Raw genomic sequence first — 22,653 nt, forward strand, 5'->3', positions numbered from 1 at the left:
TAAAAAAATTAAGGTAGTTCAGCTAAAAAACGAGACAATAAATGGATATTTTTCATTCCGGGAGCCGTTTCGAACCGACTGTTCAAATCGAGTCCGGCAAGCTTCGGATGTTTGATTTTTCCGATCTCTTCTCTATTTTCCCAGGCAATTCCTCCACTTAAGAAAAAAGGTACACTCCCCTCGTACCGGTTCAATAAATTCCAGTCGAACGATTTCCCGGTCCCTCCAAACTGTCTGCTCCGGGTATCGAACAAAAACAACTGACAAGCCGATTCATAAGGCAAAGTCCGTTGAAAATCACCGGCCTCTTCTATACCGAAAGCTTTTATTACCCGGTAGCCTTTCCGTACAAAATAGTGACCCATTTCAGGGGGTTCATCCCCATGCAGTTGAATCGTATCCATCTTATACCTTCGTACTATATTTTCGATAAACCCGGTTTCTGCATTCACAAAAACTCCTACTTTCCCGATAGCTGCAGGTAAACGTTCCAAAGCCCGGGGAGACAAATCACCGGCATAACGCGGTGAGGATTTATAAAAAATAAAACCCAACATATCGGGATGTAAAGCAGCGACTTCCGTCACATTCCCGGGTTCCTTCATGCCACAAATTTTAATCAGCATATCCGACAAAATTTTTTAATATAATCGGCAAAACGAAATGCGAGCGGTATAAAAAACGAAATGCGATAATCAGGGTATAAAACGAAATGTGAAAAAAATATCGCACACACACGATATAAAAAGGCTTTCAAACGTCATTTGAATGGCGTTTGAAAGCCTTTAAATTTATAGCATTTTCACGCAAAAAGCACATTCAAATATTTGTGCAATTCATTAGGAATGACTATCTTTACATAGTATTTAGGAGGCATCTGTTGTATCGACAACGCCGCAATCTTTGTAATCAAACAAAGTTCGCTGCGGGTGTTCTTCATAATTGCATACCATCCACTCCTCCTGCTTTCTTCGGCTCGTCTTTGATGCGCTGATGGTTCTTTCTACCCGGTGGATTATCCATCCGTTTTTGTTTGCGTATTCCTCTATCATTGGCAGGGGAAACATTGTCAGCATGAACTTACCTTTCACCTGCTCCAAAAGCTGCAGGAGCTTCTCCATGCAATACTCATCAAACGTACCCTCGTAATGACCACAATCGCTATTGATATAAGGTGGATCCACAAAATGAAACGTATCGGGCGAGTCATAAGTGGAGATGACATCCAGCGCATCCCGGTTCTCTATGGTCACGTTGTCAAGCCGGGCGCATAACCATTCGGTAAACTCATCCTTTGCATTACGCAGTTTCTTCGGCATTCCGCCACCAAAGTCATAACCGAACGAACCATCCATCATGCTGGCAAAGGACATTTTACATAACGCCCAAACAGCCCATGCACGTTGCACCGGCTGAAAGAATTGAGGATACTGCAATATGTGTCCGGCATGGGCGTGCATATCCCGGCTGTGCAAAGTCTTCTCAATCTCCTGTTTCAGGTCACGATAATAGACTTTAGCCATCCAATAAAAGTTCGTTATATCCATGCTGATATCGTTTATAACTTCGCCATCAGCCGGACGCTTGGCAAACAATACTGCAGCACCGCCGCAGAAAGCCTCTGTATAAAGTTTATGCTTGGGGATCAGAGGCAGAATATGTTTAAGGAGGGTTTGCTTGCCTCCGTAGTAAGAAATAGGTGTTTTCATTGCTGTTATTCCTTTAAATGTTACTATCTTTGCGACATCTCACTCACATAACATACAAATGCGACCAACCGCAGCAGAGGGTATTTAGCCCCCGGCTGTGCGGTTGGTCGCATCTTTGTGTAAGTATGTGGGTGAGATAACTACTTACAGGCCGGGGGCTTTTTCTTGCCTGCCCCCGACAGGCATTTATCCGTTTATAAGCGCATTAGCTTGTTCCTTGCATTGTTCCCGGTAAGACTGGAAATCATCCCACTCGGAAATAAATTCGGATGCCCGTTCATGCTCCGGATTGACAAAGGCTATCATACGGTTTGACTGGATTGCCTCCACCCGGCTGGCCGAGTACCTCGTGCGGATCAACCCAGAAACAAATTCGTCATAAGTAGCCTCCCTCGCTTCAATCAGAGTACCTCCGTCCGCCATACTTCCTGTATAGGCATATCCCAATATGGGAGCGGACACCGGTTCAGTCACCTCACCCGAACGGGCATCCGGTTCAGGAGAATACTCCTCACGCTGCTCGTTCAGATAGCACAAATAATGTTCATTATCGAACTTTGAAAAAGTCTTTTTTTCTGCATAAATCCCTTTGTACATAATCACCGATATTTTAATCGGGATCGGTTATCTTATAAAAGCATTTACCCCGGTCACCGATTGGTTGTTTAATAATCTTTGCCGAACAGGGTTCATCCAATACTACATCCTTTAACTGTTTTATAAGAGCCTCCGAACCGGTAAAGGAGATATGTTCCACCCAATCCATTTTCGGAGTGCCGTCCTCGTTAGTGAGCAAAACTCCGGTTTTATCCTTTACCTGCTCGTAGATATCATACTGAATGATCAGGCATTCACCCTTATACTTGGATTCTTTTACCTCGAAACCTTTCAGGTGGATTTCCCTGTTCAAAATGTCATCAATGTGGTATTTATCTCCCGTGAGATTACCACCGCTGTTTGTTACTTCACTGAATGTTTTCATATTGAGAGTTTTTAATAAATAAATGCTATTGCAATGCTGCATGAACCCCAACCGGCTGGATGCCTGTATTCGGATCTCCTCATCACTCAGCCCACGTTTGCGTAATTTTGCCACCTCACGGCAGAGGTTTTTCTTGTTCTGCTTACGGGCGAGGCAATAATCATGAAACGTCACGTATCCCACGTAATTAATACCCCTGCTCTCTACCGGGAAAACCTGATAATTCGGCTTTATACTCAAAGCACGTTCATTATTCAGGTAGTGGTTGATAAACACGAGGGTTCCGTGGAGCTTCTCCTTGTTTCCATCCAGCAGGACAATATCATCGGCAAAGCGGTAATAGTACCGGATGCCCATTTCTTCTTTCATGATATGATCCAGTTCGGATAAATAAAGGTTGGCAAAGAATTGGGATAAATAATTCCCGATAGGCACTCCGTTCTCTGCCGAGTCCACGATACCGTCAAGCAAAGCAAGCAGCCGGGCATCTTTCAGCTTTCGGCGGATTACCTGTTTCATGATCTCGTGGTCTATACTCGGATAGAATTTGCGCACATCGATTTTCAGGCAGTACCGGGTTCCCTCCGGATCCGCTTTCAAATCACGGCGGAGCTTGTATAAAAGAGGGTGAATACCACGCCCACGTATGCAAGAGAATGTATCATGGGTGAAATTAGAGAGCCATATCGGTTCAATAACCTGCATTATCGCCCAATGAACGACACGATCCCGGAACGGCAGTTTAAAGATCTTCCGCTCTTTGGGTTCGTAAATGATGAAAGTCTTATATTCGGAGGTGCGGTAAGTACCGGTGATAAGTTCACGCTGGAGCTGTAATAGGTTCGCCTCCAAATGGGAGCCGTACTCTATTACTTCGCTTCGGCGAGTTTTGTGACGGGCGGCGTTGTGAAACGCCTGTTCGAGATTGCCATATTCGACAACTCGTTCAAACAAATTTCCATACCTTTTCATGGTCTGTTTCTGCGGTTCTGAGTGTCTGAGTGTCTGCTTTGCCTTACTCGGAAGCGTTCGAACCGTTACCGGCCTACCAGCGTCCTTTTGAGCGTTCGTCATCTTTTGCCAAGTGGCAAGGTCTTTCACCCCATCTAACCGTTTCCTAACTGCAAAGTATAGGGGAGCGGACACATTCGCATTCGAATTCGAGGCTGCATTGTTCGTATTCGTAGCAAACGCCCCTGCATTCGTGCCATTGTTAGCGTTAGCACCGGAGAGGCGGACACGAAGCCTGCGTCACACTAAGGGTAAAACAACCTGTTAAACTTGGTTTAACGATGCAAAGATAAGCCTTTTAACTACATTTTCCCAAAACCGGCAAAAAAATCACAAAAATCGACTCGCCTAACGGCGAGTTCCGAAACCCGCCGAACAGCTTTCCAAAAACTCTCAATACAAAATTTCAAAGAACGTTCTTTTCCTCTTTCCGTTTTCGTTTTAGGCCGACATCACCGGATCCGCATCGAAAAAGCAGAGGGGAGCGGACACATTCGCATACGAATACGAGGCTGCATCGTTCGCATTCGTAGCAAACGCCCCCGCAGACGCGCCACTGTAAGCGCTAGCACCGGAGAGGCGGACACGAAGCCCTTTGGATGATGCTGAATTCTCCCAAAAATAGTCACAGAAATAAGTCGAGGCGGTCGCTCCGATTTCGGTCGGCATGGCGCAAAGCAAGTAGTAACTTTTCTGTTTGATATAACCGCCGGTTCTCGGAACCTCGCAAACCTTGATTAGACCGGAAATCGAATTGTCATCATAACCGGCATAAAGGGACGGGGCAACATAAACCTCGGATTTCTCATCACCCACGTTATCGATAAGCCCCCGGACAATTTTCCATATATGGCCGAAAGGATGTTTCAGGCCAAAGAACACCGGAACCTTTGCCGCATAATGCAGCGAGCCGTCCTCCTTTAGCACGTTGAACGTGGTTTCACCGCAACCGTCACCCAACTCGATACCCGCAGAGGTCGGAACAACCGGATAATAACCCCACTGATCCCAATTCGGCATATTAGTGGTTCCGGCTCCGAGGCCACCCTGATACAGACCGTTGCTATCCTTTTCAGCAATCACGGCCTCCTGCATATTGCGGGTTCCGAATATAATCATGAAAAGGATTTCAACAACGGCCTGAGCCACGTACCAATTAGCATCCCAACCCTCGCCACGCTTACGGGCATAAGTTGAAAAACTACGGTACTGCAGAGCGGTTGCCACCATACCAAGCTGAGTGCGATAGGTTCCGTCACGGCTCGCATCATTGCCACCTCCACGATATTGGGCGGCATCACTCACAACCGAGCAAAGAATGGCGTTCGTTCTATCCATCACGCCACCACCGAGGGCGGAAAGGCCACCGGCGGGAATATACACGCACTGTTTGCCTTTGATAGGAGAAAGAGAAACCGCATAATATTTCAGATTCCCCACTTTCCACTCGGCAAAATAGAAACCGGTATTCCAACACCACATATACTGCCCCATCGTGCCATCCAGCTTGGCCGGTGTGCCGTCCTCGAAACGGTAGTGGTTCGTGGGATCCAGCTTGCGCCGGGTACGGTCATCCTGAACAAGGTAACAACCAAGCCCCAGCAGCTCAGGCAGCTTGCGGAGCATATCAAGGCTGCCGTGATAACCGGCGGCTCGGTACGTGGAATTCGATTCATTCCAATAACGTCCACAAACGGCATTGGCGGCGGAGGTAACAGCCTCCGACAAATTCATAACTTTGGACTCTCCATCCGTATCCAGCACCTCGATGCGCATATCGCTCACGCTGCCGGAGGCAGTATCGAGTTCGCTGATCTTCTTTCCGGCTTCAAAAGCCGAAAGCATCGCTAATACACGAGTTTCCTGATCGCTTGTCATATTTATCAAGTTTTTAAGTTAAACGTATTCTGCCTTTACTGTCAACCCGGATTTTACCGCCTCCGGTAAGGCGGACGGACGGATCCTGAACCGTCACGTTTATGGTCTTGTACAAGTGGGTGGCCTGTGTCGGGATCACGTGGATCCGGCTCGTTCCGTTCTTGAGTGGAGTAACGACACCGGCGGGATCCACGCTCACGGCCACGTCATCACCCAAGAACAAAACATTCTGCAGGGAGTACGAGGGGAACATCTTGGCCACGATACGCTGAACGTAAGGATTACGCTGGGTGATGCGTTTCGTGTAGGTCAGTTCCATTCTCGTGGGAGCCAATGAAGCAGCACCTGATATGGACTCCTGCAGCTGCTTCATTTTCTCGATTTCGGCCTCTGCAGTGGTGGCCGTACTGCTCGCACGGGCGGCAGCGGCAAGAGCTTCCGATTTGGCCGCATTTACAGAGCTGGCCTCCTTATTCGCCGTATCAGCTGCGGAGGACGCTTTCGTGGCGGCATTCGTGGCATTGGAGGCGGCTCCGTTGGCTGCGTCCGTGGCTTTCTTTGCCGCTTCGGTAGCTGCTCCGGCAGTACCGGCGGCATCATTGGCACTTTTGGCAGCGTTATTGGCCGCTGTGGTTGCCTTATCTGCATTACCTGCAGACGTGTTGGCTTTTACTGCGGCTTCATTGGCGGCTTTCGTTGCCCCGCTGACCGCATCCAATGCCACGTCCTGCAATTTGGAGATAGGAGCCTCTACTACTTCCGGCACGCCACCGTTAAAGCGCAAAGCCGGAAGCGAGAGAAGCCCGTCCAACGAGGTGGCCACCGGTAGATCACCCACGCCTTTGGATTCGGCTCGGATGATCGCACGCACACGTTTAGCGATTTCCTGCAATTGAGCTTCTGTCAGTACCATAACTTATCCGTCTATCAATTTGACAATTTGTGCGTAACCGCCGGGGCTCAAAACCAATGCGGCTTCTTTTATCATTAGAGCCTCCTCCGCTGAGATTTCGATATCTCCGGTGGATTGATAGATCTTAAGGCTCAAGCTATAAGCACGGATTTTTTCATCACCACTCAAAGCATTCACCCTCTCATCTCTCCACTCCCCACTGAATAGGATCGGAGCAATGACATCTTTCATCAGCTGCTCCTGTTCCACATCCGTACCCTCTACCTTTTTCGTGATCACCAACCCCTTATAATTCATAAAGGGAACATTCAAATTCACTTTCATAAATACCTCCTTTTTATTATTACCAGTTATTATCATTCATTGCGCCCACTATCCATCCTCTGCCTAATAAGTTAGAAGCCGGTGAAGGACTCATGAAATCCGCTATATTCCTACAATCAGCGATAGTACCGCCCGGCCATTTTACCTTATTGCCATTCGAGTAGATATAAATTTCACTATTTTGATTATTCGCATTCATGACCGTTACCCGCTGGCTTTTCATCCCGCTCAATAAATACCGGTACGTCCCTGAAACCTTTATGATCACCAAGTCAACAGGGAAACCGGAAGCATCCCCGGTGGTTCCGTATAACGGAATGGTATAATAGGTCTCGTTATTGGATGACGTGGCCGAGGGTAGGGAGACATATACCTTACCGGTTTCCGTATCCAAACCATTCACGTAATAGTAACCATAACTGCCATATACCACCAGTGTATTGCGTTGCCTTGCCCCGAAATTACCACGACACCAAACATCGGAGGTATAGAAACGGAAAGAACGTTTTTTGTCATAGTCATAGCCCTGATGATACAGGTCACCGTTAAACCACATCTTTCCATCACTGCCAAAGGAGATGCCTCCGACAATATCCCCGCTATTATTCACGCAGTTTAAGGATTTGAAGGAACCCGACACACCGACAACCGTTCCGCTGAACTCGCCGTTCTTGGCGATTATCTTTCCATCCGTGGTGAATTGTACGTTACCATTCGCAGTTACAAGCCCCTCCAGCTTGATATGCTTGGCGTTTATTGTCACGGAGTCCGCCGCTTGGTTGATATAGGAAACAATCGTATCACCATTCTCAAGCGTCTTGCTCGCCCATAACTTATTGCCGTCTGCAGTAGTAATCCACCCAGCCTTGCTGATGGTTCCGTCTAGCGTATCCACCCGGCTAACAATGGCATTGATTTGTTGTGCCGTCACGTGAAAGCTGCTCTCGTGCGTGGTGACACGATTGCCAAGGACATCCACCCGGTCAATGGTAGCCCATAGCTTGTTGCCGTCTGCCGTGGTGATCCAACCGGCGGTCTTGATGGTATGGTCTATGATTCCCAAATCATCCTCCGCCTTATCGATACGGCTCACGATAGCATTGATCTGCTGCGCCGTCACGTGAAAGCTGCTCTCGTGCGTGGTGACACGATTGCCAAGACTGTCCACCTCGGTAATGGTAGCCCACAGCTTGTTACCGTCTGCCGTGGTGATCCAACCGGCGGTCTTGATGGTATGGTCTATCTTATTCACCTCCTCGGCCACGGCAAGAATATGCTCGGCGGTCTGCTCGAACTTGGTACTGACCTCTTTTTTATAATCCTCTAACGGATGATTGGTCAGGGTTAGCTGCTCGATATACAAGTCACCGGTAAATTTCAGGAGAAAATCACCGGTTCCGTTCCATACTCCTGATATCTCCAGTATATCAAAGCCCTCACCAGCCGGAATAACCTGCTCCACATAGGGAGCGGATCCACTGAAACCGGCAGTCAGGCTCCCCTCCTCGGCGCAATGATATTTCAAGGTTAGAAATATGACGCTGCCATCTTCCGGCTTGGTGATATCCGCATTCAGCTGGCGAATGTGACTCCGTTTGATCCGGAGCATGAAACGGCCATCGAAAGAGTCAATATCGGCCACCTTGTTTTTCTCGGAATAGAAATTCACGCCTAAATCAAGCAGCTGCCCTCCGATATCAAATAAAGCCATATCACTCTCACGCTCCCAATAAGCCATGTCATCCTGAAAGCTGGCGTTTTTCAAAAAGTTATCCTCCTCGGTCATCGTGTTGACAACGCTCTGCATGGCACTTTGCAGCATACCCTCCATTATCTCGAATTTCGTCCGGACATCCTCACCGGTACGCAGACGGAAATCACCCAGCAGATAGGCGTTGTTGGAATACAGACCATATCCCTGCAGCTGCCCCCACCAATAGGTAATAATACCGGCCAGACGTCCAAGCCGGAGACGCACGGCGTTGTCAGGATCCGTTTTCATCCCGTACAGGACATCAAGATACGGACTGCCCTCCTCAACGCTGGTTTGTTTGATAACCCCTTTGCGGTCTGAATTGGTGGCGGAGTCCACACGGGTAAGCACGTCACGAAAAACAACACTACCCTCATCGCCTACAAAATTCTTATAGGTGATGCTATCGAGCCGTTCCTCTCCTTTGGAGGTATCACCGACTTTGGCAGTGACCACCTGCAGTTCGTACTGCTTGATGATACCATCCACGGAAAAACGCTGAACCATCAGGATATCACCCGGACGGAAAGGGTTGTAAAGGACTCCTTTCTCCGTATCGAGATAGATTGTCTTTGTGCCCGCATCGATGTGATCGACACGCATCATGTCAGTTGTCAGACGGGTTCCGTTCTCACCCATCAGTTGTGAGATGACAAATTCATACACTCGCATAACCCCACGGACGGTCATCTCGTCCAGCTCCATGACGGCTTTCTTTTCCTTTACTCCTGCGGCATTAAGCACCTCTTTCCAAAACAATGCCCATCCGGTTCCGCCGGGGAAACCCGAAGTAAAGACCTCGGAGGAAAGCAGACCTTTGAAAGTGGAGTCTTTCTCTACCGTAAGGCTTTCAACAAGAGCCTCGCCGATAACCTTTATCCCCTTCAAAAAGGTTTCAAGCTCTTTCGCCGTGTCGGGTATGTCCTTTCTGAGGTATTTGTCTGCCGTTTCTTTTTCCAGCTTGCTCAAGGAATTTGCGATCGTGCGTATTGTCCGGACGGCGGAAAGGACGTTATACTCGGTGGGATCAATACTGTCCCAGCTTTTCAATACGGTCAGCACGTCCTTATTCAGCTGTTCCTTATAGGCTGCCTGAATATCCACGATATTACTCTCGATCTGATTGATACGCCCGTAATCAACCGCATACGTGCATTCAATATCCATATCTGTGGTATTATTCACCCGGCGGGAGATCTTGGTCACACGGCTCTCGTGAGTGCCGGTGGGGAAATAAATCTCATTCTCCAAAAGGACACGCCGCCCCAATTTCAAATCGATATGGTTCTCATCCAAATAGATGTAATCGGTTGGAGCCTTATAGACTGACGTATCAATGCTTATCGACTCGATATGCTTCTGAACGGCCTCCTCGAATTCTTTTTCCGCCAGCGGATAATACTCTTTAGGCATCCGTATGTTCCAAAGGATATACTCGTCACCCGGCTTCGGGATCAGCAGGCCGCCCGGTAGCTGCTGGTTCTCATACGGGAATTGCGTGATAATCTCGAACTCCTTTGTCTCGGAGTTGAAATTCACCTCAAAATCACGCCCGTTCAACTCCCCGCCTTGAAACGACACCTGTTTAACAAGCCCCTCGATCTCATACGTGTTCGGATCGAAATTCAACCCCTCATCAGTAAAATAATATATAGTGAACGCATTGCCGTCCTCACCTGTGGCCTCTTCCGTCCTGACACCGGTAACAGTACCGATTCGTTTCGGGAATATGTACGCAAAGGCCTCCTCCTCCGCCTGCTCCACGATTCCAAGATGGATATTCCTTTCCACGTAACGGACACCACCCGGAAGCTGCAGGCGGCGGTGACCGTAATCAGAGGCCACGATATTACGGGTACTGCCAAGAGGATACAACCGGGTAAAGAAAGGAACCGTATCATTCTCCACACGGGAAAGCCTGAGCAGCCCCTTTCCGTACCCCAAAGATACGGGAGTGCCGTGTTCACAACGGCTCAGATTGATAGTGGTTCCCTCGATCCACCATTCGGTATTGAAATTCTTGGCTATTTCCGAAAGGGCATCGAAACAAAATATCTTATCATACTCTATGTTTACATTAGCGGAGGACACCACCTCGCCGATAACCCAATTTTTCGTCCCCTTGATACGGTTTATATTGTCACATATCAGCTGCAGGTGTTCGGCAGCCGTGGCATCATAGGAAAAGGAAAGCTCATCGTCACCGTCCACCATCTTGAGGACTTTGGCCTTTTTAAGCTCACTCTCTATACCGTAGAACTTGCAGCTGTAGGCATACTCAACGGTGGATTTCTGCTCCGGCTTGTAATCCTCCAGCAGCGTGAAGCGTTCACCCTCAAAATCCACGTAATCATTCACGCCCAGTTCCACGTACTCGTAAAGGGTAAACGACAAATTCAGGATATTGTCATTCATCACTTCCTTTACGTGGCGGTCGGAGTCTGACGGCGATACCGCAGTCTTGAACACCCCTTGCTGGTTGTATATTTTAAGCTCCATTTTGAACGCTGTTTGAATAATGTTTGAATACTATAACGAGGGAACCGGTTCCCGAAATTTCACGCTGAATTTTGCGATGACCTCACCCCCGAAATCGGTCAGCTGGGTGTAATCCGTGCAATCCTTGTAGTACATCCGGTAACTCCTGCCAAGCTCCGGAGGGTTGATGGTCAACCATCCCTTATTACCGGCCTTGAGAAATTTCAGGAATGACGAATAACGGGACAGGAATTGCGCCCGGTCTGCCGCTATGATCGCAAATTGCAGGGTGACATCACGAGCCTCCCATGCGGGTAAAAGCGCATCAGGCAGTTTCTCCCCGTCTTTTTCCCGGAATGACACAGCCGTGTGCGGCTTTGCCGATGGCGGTTTCAGCAGGGCGGAGTAATTCTTGGTATCACCCGCTTTCTCCTCTGCGAGGAATGCCCCATAATCCACAAAGACATCAACCCCGTTTATCAGTAACAAGCCTTTTAAAATATCCATTGTCATTTCATCTTTAAACCGTTTTGTTTGATATCCCTTATCTCATCGTATATCTTTGGCAAGGCATCGGTGTTCGTCTTTATCTTATCGATCGTTTCCAATGCTCCGCCTATGCCCTCTGATATATTCTCCACGTTCTCATCGATGGAGGCATCGTGCATCTGCAGGGAGGTCATCAATCCCTCCAGCTTTGTACCCTGATCCTGTGTGAGGGTTTGGAAAGCACCGGCACGCCCGCTTTGGGTGGTAGTCTTTTCCTCATCGTTTTTCCAAAGATCATACCCCATAGCGGCGGCCTTGTCTTTCCACGCTTCCATCCACGATTGAGCCGCATCAACGTTATTCCCGATATTGTCATAAAAGCTATCAATCAGGTGCATGGCATCACCCGCAATCTGTTCCTCACTTTTACCGCTTCCATATACCGCCTTTAACTTTTTCTGCAGGTCATCGAACTTATCGGCAAAGAACAGGGAATATGCGATCTGCTCTCCGAGGTTCTCCAGCACGGAAGCGGCCTGATCCGCAAAATTCTCCAATGCCGTGCCGCTTCCCTTGATGGCGGAAGTGATGGAGTCGAGCATTCCCTGACCGAGGCTCCCGAACGTTTCCTGCAGATAATCCTCCAAAGCCTGTTCCGCCTCGTCCATCGCATCTTTCAGGTCGATCAGGTTCTCAAGATAGTTCCGGGTTTCATCGCTCATCTTACGGGTATCGAGAATGACTTGGAGCATCTCCGTATCCAGCTCGCCGTTGGCCTTTATCAGTTCAGGGTAAACATCAAGGATCCCGCTATAAACATCCTTTCCTTTTCCCCAGCCGAACAATCCCGTTTTTTTATGTCCCGTAACGATCTGCGCATCGTTCAACCCGCCAAAACCTTTCTGATAGTTCTCCAGCCGTTTGCGGTAGGTTCCGGCAAAATCACCCGTCATGCGCTCTATCCAGTTCATGGTGGGAGCGTCACCGGCCAGTTCTTCCTTGAATTGCGAGAGGGCATCACGATAGACCTCTATCGCATTAGCGGCCTTTGCTACCTGACGCTCCCCGAATATGTTCTCCGCCTTTTCGAGCAAAAGGTTCTGCTCCAGCAGTAAGAGGTTGTATTGCCGCTGGAAATCGAGCTTTGCCTTTTCAATCTCTTTTAGAGCCTCCTTGTGGCGGGCTTCCGCAGCAAAGGCCGAGGTCAGGAAATTTGCGGCCTCACCGATAGCCGCACCAATGCCACCGATCAAGCCACCCTTGGCGAAACCTTGTCCGATATTGGAAACCGCCCCCATCACCTGCTGCATACCGTTCAGGGCATCGGCAACCTCGTTGTCACCCATCTGGTCAAACATATTGGCAAGTTCACCAGCCGCCTCGGACGCTGCCCCGCTGATCGTACCGATTGCGCCGGACACCTCTTTGGCTCCTTTCGCACCTTTGAGTTCGGCAAAGCCTTTCTCAAATGTCTTGAAGATGTTCTCCCACTTATTATTGCCTCCCTTGCCGGTATCGAGCAATTTATCAAGGGCTTTTTTCAGCTTTTCAAGTTCTGCCGGACTTTTCTCTATGTTTTTCAGTTGATCCGGAGAGATGAACGTGATACCTTTCGCATCTCCCTTGCCGGATAAATATGCACGCAACTGCTTCGCCTGTGAGATAAGTTTCTGCAGTGAGTCGAAAGACATGGAAGAATAATCCCCAAAGAGCTTTTTAAAGAAATCATTGTCCTTTGAGATACTGTCAGCCTCCGCATCATTCACTGATTGGATGCCTTGTTTTACCTTTTCTCTTGCGACGGCTATCGCCCGGTCAATCTCCGCCGAGTTTGCCTCAGTCCGCTCCGCCTCCAATTTAGCGATATCATCATCACCTTGTTTCTTTATAGCCGCACGCTGTGCCTCATAGTCACGATATTTAGTCAGAAGTTCCTGCAGGGTTTCCTGCTGTTTCTTCTTTTTCTCCTCGTTATCCTTTTTCTCCTTACCGTCAATCTCTGCAACGGTGGCATCATATATCTGTGCAACCTGTATACGCTGGGTTGCGGCCTGTGCCGAGATATTGGCAAGCTGCTCAGGAGTAACTTTTTCCCCGGCGGCTTTCAGCTTGTTATAAAGTTCAATGCGCTGTTGCTCCTCACGGTTGATACGCTCTTTCTCCCGCTCAAAGTTCAACGATGCCTCCTCACGCTCCTTGTCATATCCCTCTTTCAGGATGGCGATACGCTGATCCTCTATCTTTTGCCGGGCTTTCAGTTCCAGCTCGGCGAGGTTGTTGGCCGGTTTCGCTTTATCCTTGTTGTTCTCAGGAGCCACGAACCCGCCGATACCGGATTTCTTTCCCAGCTCGGCATATTCCTCCTGCAGTTTCCTTGCCTCCTCCAGATAAGCGTCCCGCTGTTCCTCGGCGGCTTTTACGGCTGCATCCTTGGCCTCCTTATTATGTTTCTCGATCAACGTCTGAGCGTCAATCTGACCGTAAGACTCGCTTTGAGCCATATAAAGTCCCATTTTAGAGAACCAGCCCATCGAACCCTCGACATCGGATTCGGGAGTAGCCTTTACCTCGTTCACCTTTTCGTCCGCTTCCACCGCCTTGTTCACAAGGCTTTGGGCTTTCGCTTGCAGGAAAAGCATTTGGATATAGTCATCACTCTTTTGGATCAGCACATCGTACCACTCGGCAACGGTATTGTAATACCCGAAGCTCTCGCCGTATTTCCGGTTCAACTCCTCGACTTTAGCCTTTTCCTGTTCCTTACTGCCGGTAAAGTCTTTCAGGCTCTTTGTCGTATTTTCTATCTCGAAACGGGTTTTAATCATTTGGGCACGCCCGTCACTCTCTATTTTTACCCGTTCTTTCGCCTTTTCCGCCGCTTTCTCCTGCGCATCGCTGTATTTATCCCAAAGAACGATAAGCCCCGTTATTACGGCGGAAAGCCCTAATGTCAGAGTGGCCATCAAAGCGGTGGCCGCCGCATTGGAGATACCCAACGAAACGGCCAGCTTTGTATTGGCCGCCGTCAGCAGCTTTTTCATCTTGACAACGGTAACCAGCCGAAAAGCGGAATCCTTGTTCAGGGTATTCATGACTTGCTGCAGCCCCATAGTGACGGCCATGACGCTCTGCACACGGGTTTGTATCTTTATCAGATCCTCGTTTTCCGAGGCAAAAATCCCCATGACACCGGTGGCGGTCGTGAATAGACCGGACAAGCCGTTCACACCGCTCATCACTCCCTGCAAGGCAGCATCATCATTGGCGAGAATATTCGTTTGGGTACGCAGATCACCGATGGTATCGGCTAATACAGCGGCTTTATCGGCCATCTCCGCATACTCTTTGGTGTTCTGTTTGCCCTCCAAACGTAGGCGAGCCATCGCATCCTGCATCTCCCGGAGCTGCATGGAAAGCCGTTTGGTGGAAACGGATGCCTTGTCATGCTCCGCCTCAAGGGAGGAGAGAATGTTCTTGTCCTCCTGCAGGGCTTTGGTACAGGCATCTATCTCCGCACGCATCTCCAGCTGCGCCTTTCCGGGTGCAAGGTTGTCGTATTGCTTCTTTAAATCCTTGAGACAGGATTCAACATACTTGATCTGCTCTTTTTGGGCGGCAATACGGTCTGTGATGCTTTTAGACACCTGCTCGGCCTTATCTCCCAGCGTTTCGGCGGACTTGCCCGCCTTGTCAATGCCGGGAGAGAGCTTGTCTCTCATTATGAATTCTATCTCAACGGGTTTCATTGTTCTTTCAATCGTGATTGGAAAAATCCGGAAAGGCTTTTAGGTTTCCCTTTACCGCCTTTGCTTCCGGTTCGGTTGTTATCATTCTCTTTCTCGTAATGTGGCGCATCGGCAAGCATCATCCGGAGGGTTTGGTAATTGACACCCCAAAGAATGTATTTTACACTCCAGCCGGTGGCCGCAGCTATCTGCCACACTATACCAAAGGGGCTATGGGATCCGACATATTTCGTTCTTAACTCCCCTTTCTTTTTTGGCTCTCTCTCGGTTTCAGTGGATTGGATATCTGAACCGATTCGATAATACGCATAAAAGACTTTGTACCAAGCAAAGTGACAAAACGCTGGTTAGCACCCTGCAGGTACTTGTCAGGAACAAACCATCTCAAGAGCCATGCGACAATACCGGAAAACAATAGACCGGAAACCGCCCCACGGCAGATGGTCAGGGATACCATCTTGGAAACACGTTTGCCATGAATGGCAAGGAACGCCATCTCCTCATGCTTGTTGAACTGCTCCATCTCCTCGTATGTGATACCCAACTGCAGGTATAGCCTTGCGATCCGGATCTGACTCCCCAAGCAGGGACGTTTCATGGTTACCCTGATCGATACCGGTTTCTTTCTGAATGGCATCTTAAACTGCAAAAAAGGCAGGGAAACCCCTACATCAAGCAAAGCCTCCGCTGCCTCTATTTCCACGTTCTTTTTCATGGGTTACGCATTACCAGCCGCCTGACTCAACGTGAGGGTGGCCTTTTTGGTATTATCAGCCGCAAGGATAAACTCTACCGATCCGTTTCTCGCAGCCCCGGTATTGGCATCCGCCGTGATGGTAATCCTGCCGTTTACAATCTCAAGGCTGAAACCGGCGGGAACCTTTCCAACGGAAAACGCTCCGGAGGCTTCAATATCCACCGTCTTGCTTTCTCCACCTTTGGCGAATGACAAAGAGGTGGGCGTTATGGAAATAAATGGAACCGTGTCATCAAAGCTGAAAGGAGAACCTCCATCCAGCGGGTTCAACATTTCCATTTCACATTCGATACCCAGCGGATCATCACCGCCAATCTTGCCACGTACCACACCGTCCAGCGTCATGCGTTTCACCTCGATAGTCTGACCGGTTCCGCAGAGGATTTTCAATGTACCCTCCAATGAAACGGATTCCGAGGGAGCCTCCCATTTTGTACCGTCCACCGTTCCGCCCATCACGTCCTTACAGTTCTGAGGAACAAGTTCAATCAGGGTAAACTTTAGCAGATTGGTAGCATCCTTTTTCTTTATTTTCTTGACCGGGGCATTACGAACCTGTGCGGCAAAGAGCTTGATATATTCAGCGGCATCACCGCCCCAATCGATACCGTCATCAGAAACATTGCCGATCTTTTTACCATTGAAATAAATGGCATCAAGGAGCATCATGTATCCATCATTCACATATACTTTTGACATCGTTCTCTATTTTAAAAAGGTTAATATTCTATTCTTTAGTTTCTTTAGTGGAGAGGTAAGCAGCAAACCACCCACGAATCCGGCTAAAAGCCATTTATACCATGTAGCGGGAGGTTTTTCCTTGATACTTTCAGCGGCATCGCTCTCCGCCTTGTAGGTTTCATCACTCCGGCTGCTCGTCTGTTCCATCCGGGAAATAACCCGTTTTAAGCTATCCACCTCGTTGCGCTGTCGGAACACCTCACGCTCGTAAAAAAGGCATTGCCGGGCGATAGAGTCACATTTACCCTTAACCGTGATATTATCGCCATGCCTTTGCACGCTTACCGATGCCTGACCGTCTTTGGTCGTGTAGCCAGCACCATCCGGCAGGTTAAGGAGGTTCTGTATCGGAACATCCACTTTCGCCTCCGACTCCGGAATCCCCTCCCGTGTCAGGGCGGTTATCGTCTGTCCCTGCAGTAGTTCCCCCGTCCTCTGAGCCGTCACGTCTGACTGCTCTCCGGTTACTCTGGTGGTGGTTCCGCTTTTCGTCTGTTCCGTCAGCGTGTGTGACTGCTGGCTCTTGGTTAATTTCGCCGTGGCACATCCCATCAGGCAGAACACGGCTATAAGTAGCACGAGGGTTACCCCTCGGATTGGATTTCTCATCATTTCCTGTTTGTTTATTGATTACTTTTCTTAATCTCTCCACCTCTTTGGTAAGACGGGAGAGCTTTTGGATCATCTCCTCCTGATTCGCTTTCAGGTCGGCATTCTCTCTACGGAGTTGGATATTCTCATCCAATATCTTCCGGTTCTCACTACTGAGCATATTGATGGACGCCTGAAGCTGGGATAACATATCATTGTTCTGCTTTCTACGGCCAACAAACCATGTGAAGATGCTCCCGATAAAACCACCCGGCAGGGCGAACATTAAAAAATCCATCAGACCGTCCATCTCTTTGCTTTGTTATTGGTTAATGCCTATTTTCCTGAGCCATGCCTGAACGTCAAATGACGGGCACGCCTTGGCCGCAATCTCGTTATGACCGATGATTCTCACCCGTGGGAAACGGCGGTGGAAGTCTTTCACGTAATCCTCCAACGCTTTCAGCTGGCCGGGAGTACGGGTGTCTTTGGGAGTCTTGCCGTCAGCGGCCACACCGCCAACGTACACAATGTGCCGGGAAATGGAATTGTACCCTTTTGCTCCATTGGTAATCTCCCACGGATCCACCCGTGCGTCCTCGTTGTTCCGGGCCAATCGCTCCACCGTTCCGTCAAGGTGAAACATATCGGTATATCCCACCTGCTTCCAGCCACGCCCACCCTTACTCACCGGGTTCGTGTGCCATGCCCGGATATCGTTACCCGTTACCTTACGGCCTTGAGGCGTGGCGGTACAGTGGATTACCAAATATTTCAATTCTGCCATAACTCTATCCTGCTACAGGAGTTCCCTGTACTAAAGCGATTACACCCTTTTTATCTTCCCGCATGATACGGCCACCGGCACGTACAAGGAATGAATAAATATCACCGTAATAGGTTGCGTCACCCTCGTTCTCGAACGCTTTCACCTCACCCAGCGCACGGCAGACGCTTTGCTCGTGCCATGCAAGACCGGCGGCGAGGTCGGTGGCTGCACCGGCGGTACTCCATGTTTTGGGAGCTTTGGCCGCAGTGTAAAGGGCTGCCCTGCTACGCATCATGATATTAAAGCTGAACAGCTTACCGAGGATACCGTTCTGCGCATCGGCGGAAGCGAGGAACGCCGTGTTCTCGTTCTCCGTCAGGCTATTCAACAGCTGGGAGTACATCTGCGCATCCAGCAGCAAATAACGCCCCTCCTGCGGAATATCATCATTATTGAACTTGGTCATCAAGCCCAACACGTCTGCCTTGCAGATACCTTTGCGCTTACCGGTGGCCTTATCTGTGTAAGCATCAATCTCCGCACCGGTGGTTTCAATGCACTGTGCGGCGGCGGGACTCCAGTTGAAAATGAAATCGAGTGCCACATCATCCTGCAGTTTGAGTTTATCCTGACGCAGGACGGACTCCCGTTTGTCATAGCTGAGTTCCACCGTGTCGGCGTTAGGGATAAGTACCGGATCAGTGGTGTATTCATCCAGCGGGAACGTCACATCGATATCCGTTCTTTTGGTTACCTTAGCGGGAAGTTCGGTTCGGTTTTTCTTGGTTCCGGATGCTGCACCGGCATTCGGAATGTGAACAATTTTTCCGTTGTTCACGTACTCATCGGCGTTGAACGCCTTGCTCAGGAAGCTATTGGAGGCAAACAAGCCCTCCACGATAGCCGCCATCCAAATTTCTTTCTGAATTGCCATTTCTATTCTTGTTTTAATGGTTAATAATTACAGATTCGGTTCGATGCCGAAACGCTCTTTAAACTTGAATTTATACAAGTCCGGGGCGGCATCTTTCAGTTCAACAAGCTTACCGGCTTTATCCAGCTCGTTCCATGATTTGTCTTTCCAATCACCGAGTGTCACACCGGATCCTTTATCCGTGTTGATTTGACCGGCCACGTTTGCACGGCACGGGATAGCTGCCAGCATAGCCTTTGTTCCCTCGAAATCCTTATCGAAAAGGTTCAGCAGGTTCTCACGGCCTTTCGCATCATAGCGTCCGTCTTTGATGGCCGCATCGGTCAGGGAAACCGCTTCCCGCTTTTGGGATTCCTTTTTGGCCTCGTTCATTTTATCCACTGCGTCGGCCAGCGTTTTGTTCTCTTTTTCCAAGCGGTCAGCATTGGCAATGATTCCCTGAATGGCGGTTACGATTTCCGCCTCGCTTGCAGAGTCCTGCAGCTTCAATACTCCTGTAAGTACGCTCATTTTTAATTGTTTTTTGGGGTTATTACTGTGATCTATCAACCGGATAAGATTACCCTTATCATTCAGGTCGATAATCTGTTTGCTCTCTCTGTCATAGAATACCAGCGCATTGTGATTGGCTCCGATTGTAACGACACTGCCCTCACGAACCGTCCATCTTGTAACGGTAGGGAGCATTTGTCCGGGGAGCATCAGGTCATAGGCATCGCTTTTCTCCTCCGGAGGCCACGCACCGATAGAGGCCATACGGATAAAGTCATTCTCAACTTTACGCTTTACCTCTGCGGCACGGGCATCTCCCTCATCGAACACGGCATCGGCTAAAATCTTACCTCCCTCAACACGGATATTTTCCCACCGGCCAATCGGTAGAGAGTAATCATCGTGATTCAGAAGCATCACGGGATTCTTTTTAAACTCCTCCAAATTGGCTCCGCTGGTGAGCATCCTAAACCCGTAGGTGTTCACCGACTCATCATGTAATACAAAGGTTAATTTGCCCATTTCGCTCGTTTGATTTTGTGACAAAATTCAGGGTAAAAAACGGGCTGTACAAATCGGCCTGTAACCGTTTCAACTTAAACCGTAGCCATTTCAGTTTAAACGTAAACCATTACAAACCAATTATTTTCACTCACCGCAAGGCTTTACCTTTGGGCTATAAAATGATACAATTATGGCGGAAGAACTGAAAGCAAATCAACGGAAAGAATGGGCGAAATTGATGTATCTCAAAGAGAACATCACCCAGCAGGAAATTGCCGACCGGGTAGGTGTTTCCCGTGTCACGGTGAACAAATGGGTTAAGGAATGGGAGGGTTTAAAGCTCAACCTCCTGCAGACACGGGAGGAACGGATCAGCTCAACGCTCACGCAGCTGGATGAACTCGACCGCTCCATCGCAGGCAAAGAGGAGGGGAAACGGTATCCCTCAGCGGCGGAGGCCGATATACGGCGTAAACTGACGGCTGACCTTGAGGCATTGGAGCAGGATGCCTCCATCAGGGATATATACAATGTTTCCCGTGGGCTGCTCGATTGGCTCCGCCAGCAGGATCTCGAAAGGGCAAAGGAGCTGAGTGATTATTTTGATGCGTACATAAAAGAGAAAATGAAATGGGTAAAATAGATGATATTCAGGCATACAAGGAGTGGACTGAATACCATCGTTCACTCAAACGGGATAAAGCCGCCGACAACCTCTCGCCGGTAGAGCGAAAGAAAAAGCTGGAAAAGCTGGAGGCGAACGTCATCGAGTGGATCCTGTTCTTTTTCTCGGAGTTCGCAAAGTACCCCTTTACCAAGTTCCACAAAAAGGCAATCAAACGCATCACCACGAATATGGAATGGTACGAGGTTCTCTCGTGGTCACGTGAGCTGGCAAAATCCACCATCGTGTTCATGTGTATGATGTACCTCGTGCTGACCGGGAAGAAAAGGAACGTGCTGCTTATATCAAACAGTCACGAGAATGCAGTCCGACTATTGGAACCGTACAAAAAAGCCTTTGAGAGCAATTCCATGTTAAAGGCGTATTACGGCGACTTGAGGGAGTTCGGGAGCTGGACGGCAGATGAATTCACTCTCACTACCGGGGCAACATTCCGGGCTATCGGTGCGCTGGAGTCACCTCGTGGAACAAAAAAGGACGCTGTTCGTCCGGACACGGCTCTCGTGGATGACTTCGACACGGATCCGGACTGCAGGAACCCGGATATCCTGAAAAAGAAATGGGAATGGTTCGAGGAGGCTTTGTTCCCAACCCGATCTATCAGCGAGGATTTGCTGGTGATATTCTGCGGGAACCTGATCGCTCTCGACTGTTGCGTGAAACGTGCCGGTGAAAAGGCCGACCATTGGGACATCGTGAACATCCGGGACAAGGAGGGCAAATCCAGCTGGCCGGAAAAGAACACGGAGGAACGCATCGACCGTATTCAGTCCAAAATCAGTACAAAGGCATTCCAGCAGGAATACATGAACAACCCGCTCTCCGAGGGTGACACGTTCAAAGAAATGATATGGGGCAAATGCCCGCCGCTCTCAAAAATGCAGTTTGTCGTGGCATACGGGGATCCGGCTCCGTCCAACTCGAAAAACAAGGCCACCTCTTTCAAAGCCTGTTTTCTTATCGGGTATTATGACGGCAAATTCTACGTTTACACCGGTTATCTCGACCACGTGGTAAACGAGGAGTACGTGAATTGGTATTATTATCTCCGGGATTACGTGGGGCAAAAAGCACAGGTATATAATTATATCGAAAATAACAAGCTGCAGGATCCTTTCTACGAACAGGTGTTCGTTCCGCTATTCAGCGAGAAAGGAAAACAGCTCGGATTTATCGGGATCATACCGGATACCCGGAAGAAACCGGAAAAGTTCGACCGTATCGAGGGAAACCTTGAGCCGATCAACCGGCGGGGGCAACTCATCCTCAACATTGACGAAAAGGATAATCCGCACATGAAAAGGCTGGAGGAGCAGTTCCTGCTCATCAACCGGGCGATGAAATCACCCGCTGACGGAGTGGACTGCATCGAGGGCGGAGTGTGGATCATCAACCAGAAGATAAGCACGCTCTCGGCTGGATCCTACACCGTGGGCGCACGTGTAACCAATAAAAAGAGATTTTAATCATGGCATTTATCACACCCAAAGAATTGGAAACGCACCTCTACAAAGAAAATATAGAGGCTATCAGCAGGGAGGATGAAACAATCCTCACGGCGGCCATAGACGCTGCCGTACAGGAAGCATACGGCTATCTTGGTGCGTATGACCGCAAAAAGATTTTCGAGGCCACAGGGAGCCAAAGAAACGCCCTCCTGCTCATTTTTGTAAAGGACATAGCCGTGTGGCATTTCGTGAACCTATGTAATGCCGGTACTGACCTGCAGCTCCGGCAGGATCGTTACGAGCGTGCCGTGGCATGGCTCCGGCAAGTGCAGAAATCGGACGTTAAACCTGACCTCCCCATCATAGACGAGGACGGGGACGGGAAACCGGATACTGCAGGTGAATATATCTACGGGAGCAATCCCAAGCGTAATCAACATTTTTAATAT

The 22,653-nt window shown here is 49.1% G+C and carries 21 protein-coding genes; 3 read left to right on the forward strand and 18 right to left on the reverse strand.

All coding sequences use genetic code 11. The annotated features are described in order from the left end of the window. Window positions 1–8: 8 nt before the first annotated feature. The 18 genes from ODOSP_RS03910 to ODOSP_RS03995 all read right to left on the reverse strand — a co-directional run bounded on the left by ODOSP_RS03910 (window position 9) and on the right by ODOSP_RS03995 (window position 20,089). Complete coding sequence (locus ODOSP_RS03910) at window positions 9–626, reverse strand: phosphoribosylanthranilate isomerase (protein WP_013611108.1); 618 nt, start codon at window positions 624–626, stop codon at window positions 9–11. A gap of 240 nt (window positions 627–866) precedes the next feature. Next, complete coding sequence (locus ODOSP_RS03915) at window positions 867–1,709, reverse strand: DNA adenine methylase (RefSeq protein ID WP_013611109.1); 843 nt, start codon at window positions 1,707–1,709, stop codon at window positions 867–869. A 186-nt stretch (window positions 1,710–1,895) separates the two neighbouring features. Beyond that, window positions 1,896–2,306, reverse strand: coding sequence for a hypothetical protein (locus tag ODOSP_RS03920; protein ID WP_013611110.1), 411 nt, complete (start codon window positions 2,304–2,306; stop codon window positions 1,896–1,898). A gap of 13 nt (window positions 2,307–2,319) precedes the next feature. Beyond that, complete coding sequence (locus ODOSP_RS03925; protein WP_013611111.1) at window positions 2,320–3,663, reverse strand: RNA-directed DNA polymerase; 1,344 nt, start codon at window positions 3,661–3,663, stop codon at window positions 2,320–2,322. Between the two features lie 480 nt (window positions 3,664–4,143). After that, the gene (locus ODOSP_RS03930; protein WP_013611112.1) at window positions 4,144–5,580 is read right to left on the reverse strand and encodes a hypothetical protein; all 1,437 of its coding nucleotides are present in this window, start codon (window positions 5,578–5,580) and stop codon (window positions 4,144–4,146) included. A gap of 13 nt (window positions 5,581–5,593) precedes the next feature. Continuing rightward, window positions 5,594–6,493 (reverse strand): hypothetical protein, encoded by a 900-nt coding sequence (locus ODOSP_RS03935; RefSeq protein WP_013611113.1) that lies wholly within the window; start codon window positions 6,491–6,493, stop codon window positions 5,594–5,596. A gap of 3 nt (window positions 6,494–6,496) precedes the next feature. Beyond that, window positions 6,497–6,817: a hypothetical protein gene (locus tag ODOSP_RS03940; RefSeq protein WP_005940325.1), complete on the reverse strand. Its 321-nt coding sequence runs from the start codon at window positions 6,815–6,817 to the stop codon at window positions 6,497–6,499. A 19-nt stretch (window positions 6,818–6,836) separates the two neighbouring features. Further along, on the reverse strand, window positions 6,837–11,069 hold the full coding sequence (locus ODOSP_RS03945; RefSeq protein WP_013611114.1) for a hypothetical protein: 4,233 nt from the start codon (window positions 11,067–11,069) through the stop codon (window positions 6,837–6,839). 30 nt (window positions 11,070–11,099) lie between these two features. Next, window positions 11,100–11,561: a hypothetical protein gene (locus ODOSP_RS03950; RefSeq protein WP_005779424.1), complete on the reverse strand. Its 462-nt coding sequence runs from the start codon at window positions 11,559–11,561 to the stop codon at window positions 11,100–11,102. Then, complete coding sequence (locus ODOSP_RS03955) at window positions 11,558–15,283, reverse strand: hypothetical protein (RefSeq protein ID WP_185150502.1); 3,726 nt, start codon at window positions 15,281–15,283, stop codon at window positions 11,558–11,560. Before ODOSP_RS03955 ends, ODOSP_RS03950 begins: the two co-directional genes overlap by 4 nt. Then, window positions 15,280–15,480, reverse strand: a complete 201-nt coding sequence (locus ODOSP_RS20450; RefSeq protein WP_005779428.1) for a hypothetical protein — start codon at window positions 15,478–15,480, stop codon at window positions 15,280–15,282. The genes ODOSP_RS03955 and ODOSP_RS20450 overlap by 4 nt, the downstream gene beginning before the upstream one ends. A 38-nt stretch (window positions 15,481–15,518) precedes the next feature. Next, window positions 15,519–15,998 (reverse strand): hypothetical protein, encoded by a 480-nt coding sequence (locus tag ODOSP_RS03965; protein WP_005940336.1) that lies wholly within the window; start codon window positions 15,996–15,998, stop codon window positions 15,519–15,521. Window positions 15,999–16,001: 3 nt separating this feature from the next. Continuing rightward, on the reverse strand, window positions 16,002–16,739 hold the full coding sequence (locus tag ODOSP_RS03970; protein WP_005940338.1) for a BACON domain-containing protein: 738 nt from the start codon (window positions 16,737–16,739) through the stop codon (window positions 16,002–16,004). A 6-nt stretch (window positions 16,740–16,745) separates the two neighbouring features. Beyond that, window positions 16,746–17,141: a hypothetical protein gene (locus ODOSP_RS03975; RefSeq protein ID WP_032557944.1), complete on the reverse strand. Its 396-nt coding sequence runs from the start codon at window positions 17,139–17,141 to the stop codon at window positions 16,746–16,748. Beyond that, window positions 17,113–17,682: a hypothetical protein gene (locus ODOSP_RS03980; RefSeq protein WP_013611116.1), complete on the reverse strand. Its 570-nt coding sequence runs from the start codon at window positions 17,680–17,682 to the stop codon at window positions 17,113–17,115. Before ODOSP_RS03980 ends, ODOSP_RS03975 begins: the two co-directional genes overlap by 29 nt. A gap of 12 nt (window positions 17,683–17,694) precedes the next feature. Then, a complete protein-coding gene (locus ODOSP_RS03985; RefSeq protein WP_005940344.1) occupies window positions 17,695–18,159 on the reverse strand; it encodes an N-acetylmuramoyl-L-alanine amidase in 465 nt (154 codons plus the stop codon). Between the two features lie 4 nt (window positions 18,160–18,163). Further along, complete coding sequence (locus ODOSP_RS03990) at window positions 18,164–19,075, reverse strand: hypothetical protein (protein ID WP_013611117.1); 912 nt, start codon at window positions 19,073–19,075, stop codon at window positions 18,164–18,166. Between the two features lie 27 nt (window positions 19,076–19,102). Beyond that, the gene (locus ODOSP_RS03995; RefSeq protein ID WP_013611118.1) at window positions 19,103–20,089 is read right to left on the reverse strand and encodes an HK97 family phage prohead protease; all 987 of its coding nucleotides are present in this window, start codon (window positions 20,087–20,089) and stop codon (window positions 19,103–19,105) included. 172 nt (window positions 20,090–20,261) lie between these two features. Here ODOSP_RS03995 and ODOSP_RS04000 point away from each other — a divergent pair, with 172 nt between their 5' ends. The 3 genes from ODOSP_RS04000 to ODOSP_RS04010 are packed head-to-tail and all read left to right on the forward strand — an operon-like array spanning window position 20,262 to window position 22,650. Further along, window positions 20,262–20,714, forward strand: coding sequence for a helix-turn-helix domain-containing protein (locus ODOSP_RS04000; RefSeq protein ID WP_005779446.1), 453 nt, complete (start codon window positions 20,262–20,264; stop codon window positions 20,712–20,714). Further along, window positions 20,702–22,222 carry a hypothetical protein gene (locus ODOSP_RS04005; protein WP_013611119.1) on the forward strand — a complete coding sequence of 507 codons (1,521 nt, stop codon included), beginning with the start codon at window positions 20,702–20,704 and terminating at the stop codon, window positions 22,220–22,222. The genes ODOSP_RS04000 and ODOSP_RS04005 overlap by 13 nt, the downstream gene beginning before the upstream one ends. A 2-nt stretch (window positions 22,223–22,224) precedes the next feature. Then, window positions 22,225–22,650 (forward strand): phage protein Gp36 family protein, encoded by a 426-nt coding sequence (locus tag ODOSP_RS04010; RefSeq protein ID WP_013611120.1) that lies wholly within the window; start codon window positions 22,225–22,227, stop codon window positions 22,648–22,650. The last annotated feature ends 3 nt before the right edge of the window (window positions 22,651–22,653 follow it).

Source organism: Odoribacter splanchnicus DSM 20712 (assembly GCF_000190535.1).
In the GTDB taxonomy this organism is placed as follows: Bacteria; Bacteroidota; Bacteroidia; order Bacteroidales; family Marinifilaceae; genus Odoribacter; species Odoribacter splanchnicus.

What these genes read in the sequence shown, in the direction of transcription:
- ODOSP_RS03990 (WP_013611117.1), bottom strand. Translation starts at nt 19,075, where the DNA reads ATGGCAATTCAGAAAGAAATTTGGATGGCGGCTATCGTGGAGGGCTTG.
- ODOSP_RS03935 (WP_013611113.1), bottom strand. Translation starts at nt 6,493, where the DNA reads ATGGTACTGACAGAAGCTCAATTGCAGGAAATCGCTAAACGTGTGCGT.
- ODOSP_RS04005 (WP_013611119.1), top strand. Translation starts at nt 20,702, where the DNA reads ATGGGTAAAATAGATGATATTCAGGCATACAAGGAGTGGACTGAATAC.
- ODOSP_RS03955 (WP_185150502.1), bottom strand. Translation starts at nt 15,283, where the DNA reads ATGAAACCCGTTGAGATAGAATTCATAATGAGAGACAAGCTCTCTCCC.
- ODOSP_RS03985 (WP_005940344.1), bottom strand. Translation starts at nt 18,159, where the DNA reads ATGGCAGAATTGAAATATTTGGTAATCCACTGTACCGCCACGCCTCAA.
- ODOSP_RS03940 (WP_005940325.1), bottom strand. Translation starts at nt 6,817, where the DNA reads ATGAAAGTGAATTTGAATGTTCCCTTTATGAATTATAAGGGGTTGGTG.
- ODOSP_RS03945 (WP_013611114.1), bottom strand. Translation starts at nt 11,069, where the DNA reads ATGGAGCTTAAAATATACAACCAGCAAGGGGTGTTCAAGACTGCGGTA.
- ODOSP_RS03930 (WP_013611112.1), bottom strand. Translation starts at nt 5,580, where the DNA reads ATGACAAGCGATCAGGAAACTCGTGTATTAGCGATGCTTTCGGCTTTT.
- ODOSP_RS03980 (WP_013611116.1), bottom strand. Translation starts at nt 17,682, where the DNA reads ATGGACGGTCTGATGGATTTTTTAATGTTCGCCCTGCCGGGTGGTTTT.
- ODOSP_RS03920 (WP_013611110.1), bottom strand. Translation starts at nt 2,306, where the DNA reads ATGTACAAAGGGATTTATGCAGAAAAAAAGACTTTTTCAAAGTTCGAT.
- ODOSP_RS03970 (WP_005940338.1), bottom strand. Translation starts at nt 16,739, where the DNA reads ATGTCAAAAGTATATGTGAATGATGGATACATGATGCTCCTTGATGCC.
- ODOSP_RS03915 (WP_013611109.1), bottom strand. Translation starts at nt 1,709, where the DNA reads ATGAAAACACCTATTTCTTACTACGGAGGCAAGCAAACCCTCCTTAAA.
- ODOSP_RS03910 (WP_013611108.1), bottom strand. Translation starts at nt 626, where the DNA reads ATGCTGATTAAAATTTGTGGCATGAAGGAACCCGGGAATGTGACGGAA.
- ODOSP_RS04010 (WP_013611120.1), top strand. Translation starts at nt 22,225, where the DNA reads ATGGCATTTATCACACCCAAAGAATTGGAAACGCACCTCTACAAAGAA.
- ODOSP_RS03925 (WP_013611111.1), bottom strand. Translation starts at nt 3,663, where the DNA reads ATGAAAAGGTATGGAAATTTGTTTGAACGAGTTGTCGAATATGGCAAT.
- ODOSP_RS03995 (WP_013611118.1), bottom strand. Translation starts at nt 20,089, where the DNA reads ATGGGCAAATTAACCTTTGTATTACATGATGAGTCGGTGAACACCTAC.
- ODOSP_RS04000 (WP_005779446.1), top strand. Translation starts at nt 20,262, where the DNA reads ATGGCGGAAGAACTGAAAGCAAATCAACGGAAAGAATGGGCGAAATTG.
- ODOSP_RS03950 (WP_005779424.1), bottom strand. Translation starts at nt 11,561, where the DNA reads ATGACAATGGATATTTTAAAAGGCTTGTTACTGATAAACGGGGTTGAT.
- ODOSP_RS03965 (WP_005940336.1), bottom strand. Translation starts at nt 15,998, where the DNA reads ATGAAAAAGAACGTGGAAATAGAGGCAGCGGAGGCTTTGCTTGATGTA.